Consider the following 6,637-nt stretch of genomic DNA (forward strand, 5'->3'; position numbering starts at 1 on the left):
ATATTAAATGATAAAACTTTGTTTAGTATAGGAATCCCAGAAGCCATAGTGGTATCTGGTTGTCTTTTCCGATTTCTGTATTATAGCGTGCATAGATGGTGTCGGGCGAGTTTCGGGTCTTTCCTGATGCTTCTGCATCACAGACGCGGAATTTCAAGCGTTCATCTACCATATATAAGGAGTCGCGCGAACCTTGATTTACCTTATGGTCTTTCCACAGCGAATTGACGAAGAAGGTCTCCATGGCATTCTGCTTTTCTACGTGGATGGGGTAGATGGCATAAAGCAGATTGGAGTTGTGCAGCATGATTTTTGCCGGTTTCTTGGGGAAATCCTGTCCCACAGGGTAAATCATGTTCAGCAGTCTGGCGTCAGTAAGATATTTCACGTAGTTCATGACTGTGGCGCGACTGGTCTCTATCTTGTTGGCCAACTGGCTGACGTTGGGCGCTTTCGGACCTTCTTCTGCCAGGAGGTAGAACAGTTGTTTGATTTTCGTGAGATATTTCAGTTCAATCTGTTTGATGAGCAGGATATCCACTTCTGTCATCATGTTCATGGTTTTCAGCAGGTTTTCCGAATAGTTGCGCTGTTCCTGATAGAATGGATAGAAACCATGATGAATATAATCTTGGAAGTATTTGTTGGGTGATACTTTTGGTAATATTTCCTTGATGATGTGCTCGTGGTCGGCAAGAATCTCTTCAAGCGTATAGGGATGGAAATTGTTGCCGGTTTGGAGGTTGATGAATTCACGGAAGGAGAAACCTCTGAGGTTATAACTCTTCACGATGCCGTTCAGTTCGGGGTTTTCCTCTTTCAGTCGCATCACGCTTGATCCGGTGAATACTATTTTCAGTCCGGGATGCTCGTCATAACATCGACGAAGCTCCTCCGACCAGTTGGGTTGTTTGAAAACCTGGTCAACCAACAATACGCGTCCTCCTCTGTGATAGAATTCTCCTGCAAAATCTGCAATGCCTCTCTCCTGAAAATAGAAATTGTTCATGTTGATATAGAGACATTGGCGGTCTTGAATGTCGAATTTCTCTTTTGCATATTGCAACAGGAAGGTTGTCTTTCCGATACCACGTGTTCCCTTGATGCCTATCAAGCGGTCGTTCCAGTTGATTTCGTCCATGAGGATTCTGCGAACGGGTGCGTTCGTGTGCTCAACCAAATATCGATGTGTTCGAAAGAATGCTTCCATTGAAAAGTACGATTTGTTTTAAAACGTTTGCAAAGTTAATAATTTATTTGTAATTTGCAAACTCTATATTGCAAAATATCAAAAAAAAGTTGTAAATTTGCATCCGAAACAAACTATTATGAGTAATTTCTGCCTTTTCAACCCAGAACATGAAATAGCTTTAGCGAGCAATTTGATGAATTTCACAGCCCCGAAGGCTGGGCGTATGCTACGTGCCGACTTGGGATTTCTGCCTGTTTTTTGGGCGGAAGAGGGGGATGTTATTCTTGTGGATGATGTTGACAGTTGTCAAAACGCCTTAGACGATTTCCTTTCTGACTGCGCATGGTGGTTGAAAACTGCAGACAAGCATCTGCCTCATGTCGTATGGACTGATGGTCGCAGGATGGATCGTATTCCCCTGCCGTCTTCCATCGACCCTTGGGGATGGGATCCGGCTGTTTGGAACAGATTGTCGCGTATCGCCATAGACAAGGCCTTGTTGCCGTCGCTGCATCATATCGAACAGATACGCCTGTTGGCACATCGTCGTACTGCTGCCCGACTGCTGGCGCAGTTGTCGGGAACGGGAATTGTCGGCGAGGCTTTTGAGTGTCAAACGATGAAAGAAGTCGAGGACCTGGTCGCTCGTTACAAGCGTGTCATGATCAAAGCGCCTTGGTCGTCGAGTGGGAGAGGGGTGCGCCCCTTTACTCCTGATAAGCTGTTGGAGGCTCCGCAAAAAAAGTGGATAGAAAACCTTCTCCACCAGCAAGAGTCTGTCATGGTTGAACCCTATTATAATAAGGTGAAGGATTTTGCCATGGAATTTACGATGACCCATGATGGTCAAGTCAGGTATGAAGGTCTGTCGCTCTTCCATACCGACCATACTGCCTATACGGGTAATCTCTTGGCTACAGAAGAAGTGAAGCGAAAAGCCATAAGTACTTATTTTTCAACCCAACAGTTGGATGATATTAAAGTGAAGATTTGTAACTGTTTGCCCAGCCTCTTAACTCCTGTTTATCAAGGTCCTTTAGGCATTGACATGATGGTCGTGGAAGATGGCAACGGTCATTTGCTCTTGCATCCCTGCGTCGAAATCAATCTCCGCCGTACCATGGGACATGTGGCTTTATCGCTGTCCCCTACGCATGGTGATGAGGTTGCCATGATGCAGGTTGTTTACGATCAGCATTACCAACTCAAAATTACCAAGTAACACGTATTTCGAAATCTCATTTATCAAATAACAAAAAAAACATGAAAAGAAAAACTCTTCTACTAACGCTGCTGGCAGTTACCCTGTGTGGTCATGCGCAGTACAAATCTCAGGTGTGGTCACCCGATAATGGTGACGGAACATACACCAACCCCGTAATCAATGCCGATTATAGCGACCCCGATGTCTGCGTGGGATCTTCTGGCGATGATTACTATATGACAGCATCCAGTTTCCAGTGTATTCCCGGTTTGCCCATTCTTCATTCCAAGGATCTCGTCAACTGGCAGTTGGTGGGACATGCGGTGAAGGAACTTGAACCCAAAGAGGTTTTCGACAAACCGTCACACGGTAAAGGTATCTGGGCGCCTTCCATCCGTTATCATAACGGCGAATATTATATCTATTGGGGAGATCCTGACTTTGGCGTCTTTATGGTTAAAAGCAAAGATCCCGCAGGAGAATGGAGCAAACCGCATTGCGTGATAGCAGGCAAGGGAATGATCGACACCACGCCGTTGTGGGATGAAGACGGACGCTGCTATCTGGTCAACGGATGGGCTAGTTCAAGAGCTAATTTTGCATCGATGCTGTGTGTGCGTGAACTCTCTGCCGACGGAACACGCGCCATCAGCGACCCTGTCATTGTCTTCGACGGTAATGGTACGGAAAACCGCACTTGCGAAGGTCCTAAATTCTACAAGCGCGACGGATGGTACTGGATTATGTGTCCTGCCGGCGGCGTACCTACCGGTTTCCAGTTGGCTATGCGCAGCAAGTCGCCATACGGTCCTTACGAACATAAAATCGTATTGGCACAAGGCAAAACCAATATCAACGGTCCTCACCAAGGCGGATGGGTACATACGAAATATGGAGAAGACTGGTTCCTGCACTTCCAAGACAAGGATGCCTATGGTCGTGTGGTTCATTTGAATCCCGTTGACTGGTCAACAGGATGGCCTATCATGGGCAAGAAGGGTGAACCTGTCACCACTTACAAGAAACCCAAGTCGTCATCATCGGTTATTGTCAATCCGGAAGAGAGTGATGAGTTCAACAAGACGACGTTGGGTCTCCAATGGCAATGGCACGCTAATTATCATCAGTTCTTTGGAATGCCTACTGCTTTCGGCACCATGCGTGTTTTCACATATAAACAGGATGGAGGTGCGAAGAATCTTTGGAATGTGCCCAACATGCTGTTGCAGAAGACTCCTGCCGACCGTTTTACCGCAACAACCAAAATTCGCTTAACCGCTAAGGCAGAAGGTCAGTATGGTGGTTTTATCATGATGGGACTTGATTATTCAGCATTGGTAGTGAAACGTGTCGGTAATGAGTTCCGTCTGATACAGATGACCTGTAAATCGGCAGACAAGGGAAATGCGCAGAGCGAGACACTCATCGCCACGCTTCGTCCTACCGCTGTTGACAAGGTAAATTACAAACCAGCTATTCACGAAGATATTTACCTCCGCATGACCGTCAACGATGGTATGATGCAGTTTGCATGGAGTCAGAACGGTAAGAAATTCACCACCTGTGGCGAACCGTTCAAGATGCGTGAAGGAAAATGGATTGGTGCGAAGATCGGTTTCGTAGCAGTAGATACAAATCCCAATGCGGATAAAGGTTGGATTGATGCCGATTGGATTCGCTTCACCAAATAATCATTTCAGCAAGAGACATCTCTTAGATGATATCATCTCCGCACCACTTGGACGTTCTTCCAGTGGTGCGGATTTTTCATTAAAGATTTCCTCCAAAGATTTACCTATGGTTTGTTTTGTCGTGACTCAGCATAGTGAAAGCGCGCTTTCACTATGTCTTCGCTACTCCAAAACATCTTGCGCTCGCGCAACCCCAAAAAACATCCGTCTAAGATCCGATGATTGACTTCCGCGTGATACATTTCCGGAGTCACCATGGATTAGTATATCAGATAGGGATTGGAGCGCAGCTCGTCCGCCATACTTGTTTGTGGCCCATGACCACATAAGAGTATGGTGCTTTCGGGCAGACTGCGCAGCAGTTTCAAACTCTCCTTCATTTGCGCATAGCTACCGCCAGGGAAGTCAGTACGTCCGATACTCTGTTTGAATAGCGTGTCGCCCGTAAACGCCACCTTTTCTTCTTCGCAGTAGAACACACATGATCCTGGGGTATGGCCAGGTGTGTGAAGAATCGTAAAGGAATGGTTGCCAAACGCCACCGTTTCTCCATCAGTAAAATAATGTCCTACGGGAGCGTACTCCTTTTGAAGCAACATGCCGAGCATCGACGATGCCTGATCAGCCAGGTTTTCTATGAGCGACCGGTCTTCAACCCTTAGTTCAACCTTCAGTCCAAACTCCTTGTATATGACATCATTACCGATATTGTGGTCGAAATGTCCGTGGGTGGCAATTAGGTGCACAGGCGTCAGCCTGTTGTCGTGGATGAACCGTGAGATGGCTTGATGCTCCTCAGGGTAAAAAGCCCCACAGTCTATGATGACACACTCTTTTGTTTCGTCATAGACCACATAACAGTTTTCCTGCAGCATGTTGCAGGTGAAGCGTTGGATATTCAGCATGGCAGATATACGATATTTTTCTCTTGAAACCATTCCTCATCAAAGAAGGAACTGATGTCTGTTATTTCCACGATATTGCGGAACGGTTTTGTTTCCTCTTCCAGATGCCCGCCCTTAAGACAGATGATGCCGTTGGGCAGACTGTTGCGTTGATCGCGTGAGATGTTCTTCTTCACTATTTTATAAAGGTCAGTCAACGGCATGACAGCGCGACTCACCACAAAATCATACTTGCCCTTTTCCTCTTCACCCCGGAGGTGGGTAGGGTGGCAGTTGGTCAGGCCGATAGCTTGGCAAACCTCCTGCGCCACGCGGATTTTCTTTCCCGTACCGTCGATGAGCTTGAAGTCACAATCAGGAAACAGTATGGCGAGGGGTACACCGGGAAATCCGCCACCAGTGCCGAAATCGAGAATGGTAGAACCGGGAGTGAAATGCGTCACTTTCCCGATAGCCATCGAGTGGAGCACATGGTGCTCGTAGAGGTTGTCGATGTCTTTACGTGATATCACGTTAATCTTCGCATTCCACTCCCGATAGAGTGCGTCAAGCGCCTCGATTTGCTCCTTCTGTCTGGAGGTGAGATCAGGGAAATACTTGAATATAATGTCTGTCATCTTGATTATTGAAGCGTTTATTGTTTTTTCATTATAGCCTTGAGTTGTCCATAGGAAATCGTCAGTTCGGTATCGCCCGTGGCGTATGGTGCTATTTCGTATGGATTATAGTGGAACGTCACCTCTTTTGTGCCCAATATATAGTTGTCAGTCACATAGAGGTCCATGGTCATCAGATATCCCTTGTCGTGCAGCTCATCCATGTTCTTCGAGTTTGTTTTGCGCATCAGTTCCGAAAGGAGCATGTCGCAGAGCGGTTGCTCATAACCCGTCACGAAGATATCGTTGAGTTTCAGCAGTTGCCCACTGTCAGCATCGAAGTTCATCACCATGGTCTGGTGGTTAGGATGTGCTCCGCCTTCGTATGTCATGAGTTCCACCCGATAGACGATGGCATCGTTCAGTCCAGGTGTTACTGTCGTTCCCAGTTTATACTGGTATTCGTACCATCCCTGTCGTTCCGTGTCGTGTTGGTCATCCCTGTAGAGCGGCATCATGTTTTCCCGATAGCTGTCAGTGTATTGCTTCACAAACGCGTCAACAGCCTGTTGCATGCTCAGTTGTTGGAGATTGAAGATCCGTTGTTCTATGGTGTTATTGATGCGTTCCGCCCTTATGCTTTTTTCATCCAGGTATTTCACTTGGATATCGATGGTGCATGCAGGGCTGTGTGGAGCATCAGTCAGTGCCATATTCCGGTTGACAGCAACCTCTTTGAAAAGGCTGTTGACATCGTCTTTGTTTTTACATCCGCATAGCACCAAGCAAACAGCCAATGCAGTGTATATAATCTTCTTTACGTCTTTCATCGACTTGCAAAGTTACGCATAAGGGTTTGAAAATGCAAATTATTGCAATAATAGTTTCTCTTTCCCATTCGTTTTTTGTATTATCCAAAAAAATCCACGGAGCACACTCTAAGCAATCATCGGAATTTAAACGGATGTTTTTTTGGATTCTTCGCAAGATTTGATATACAAGCAACAACGGGCTGAAGGCCCAATGGCTTCCTTAGCCCAGGGTAACAC

General features: G+C 46.4%; 6 protein-coding genes. 2 read left to right on the forward strand and 4 right to left on the reverse strand.

Translation table 11 applies throughout. The annotated features are described in order from the left end of the window. Positions 1 to 22: 22 nt before the first annotated feature. Positions 23 to 1,210: an ATP-binding protein gene (locus CIK90_RS07885; RefSeq protein ID WP_094440683.1), complete on the reverse strand. Its 1,188-nt coding sequence runs from the start codon at positions 1,208 to 1,210 to the stop codon at positions 23 to 25. A gap of 118 nt (positions 1,211 to 1,328) precedes the next feature. On the opposite strand from CIK90_RS07885, the gene CIK90_RS07890 reads away from it, so the two are divergent. After that, complete coding sequence (locus CIK90_RS07890) at positions 1,329 to 2,414, forward strand: hypothetical protein (protein WP_094464830.1); 1,086 nt, start codon at positions 1,329 to 1,331, stop codon at positions 2,412 to 2,414. A 41-nt stretch (positions 2,415 to 2,455) separates the two neighbouring features. Next, positions 2,456 to 4,087, forward strand: a complete 1,632-nt coding sequence (locus CIK90_RS07895) for a glycoside hydrolase 43 family protein (protein WP_094464832.1) — start codon at positions 2,456 to 2,458, stop codon at positions 4,085 to 4,087. A gap of 260 nt (positions 4,088 to 4,347) precedes the next feature. On the opposite strand, the gene CIK90_RS07900 is transcribed toward CIK90_RS07895, so the two are convergent. From CIK90_RS07900 to CIK90_RS07910, 3 genes are read right to left on the reverse strand one after another with little or no spacing between them, the layout of a single operon-like run. Continuing rightward, the gene (locus tag CIK90_RS07900) at positions 4,348 to 5,025 is read right to left on the reverse strand and encodes an MBL fold metallo-hydrolase (protein WP_371595988.1); all 678 of its coding nucleotides are present in this window, start codon (positions 5,023 to 5,025) and stop codon (positions 4,348 to 4,350) included. After that, on the reverse strand, positions 4,986 to 5,609 hold the full coding sequence (gene rsmG / locus CIK90_RS07905) for a 16S rRNA (guanine(527)-N(7))-methyltransferase RsmG (protein ID WP_094464836.1): 624 nt from the start codon (positions 5,607 to 5,609) through the stop codon (positions 4,986 to 4,988). Before rsmG ends, CIK90_RS07900 begins: the two co-directional genes overlap by 40 nt. A gap of 17 nt (positions 5,610 to 5,626) precedes the next feature. After that, positions 5,627 to 6,418, reverse strand: a complete 792-nt coding sequence (locus tag CIK90_RS07910; protein ID WP_094464838.1) for an RsiV family protein — start codon at positions 6,416 to 6,418, stop codon at positions 5,627 to 5,629. Between the last annotated feature and the right edge of the window lie 219 nt (positions 6,419 to 6,637).

This window comes from Prevotella sp. P5-126 (assembly GCF_002251185.1).
GTDB lineage: Bacteria > Bacteroidota > Bacteroidia > Bacteroidales > Bacteroidaceae > Prevotella.

Bases quoted from the DNA above. Each gene is read 5' to 3' on its own strand.
- CIK90_RS07885 (WP_094440683.1), bottom strand. From the start codon at position 1,210: ATGGAAGCATTCTTTCGAACACATCGATATTTGGTTGAGCACACGAAC.
- CIK90_RS07890 (WP_094464830.1), top strand. From the start codon at position 1,329: ATGAGTAATTTCTGCCTTTTCAACCCAGAACATGAAATAGCTTTAGCG.
- CIK90_RS07895 (WP_094464832.1), top strand. From the start codon at position 2,456: ATGAAAAGAAAAACTCTTCTACTAACGCTGCTGGCAGTTACCCTGTGT.
- CIK90_RS07900 (WP_371595988.1), bottom strand. From the start codon at position 5,025: ATGGTTTCAAGAGAAAAATATCGTATATCTGCCATGCTGAATATCCAA.
- rsmG (WP_094464836.1), bottom strand. From the start codon at position 5,609: ATGACAGACATTATATTCAAGTATTTCCCTGATCTCACCTCCAGACAG.
- CIK90_RS07910 (WP_094464838.1), bottom strand. From the start codon at position 6,418: ATGAAAGACGTAAAGAAGATTATATACACTGCATTGGCTGTTTGCTTG.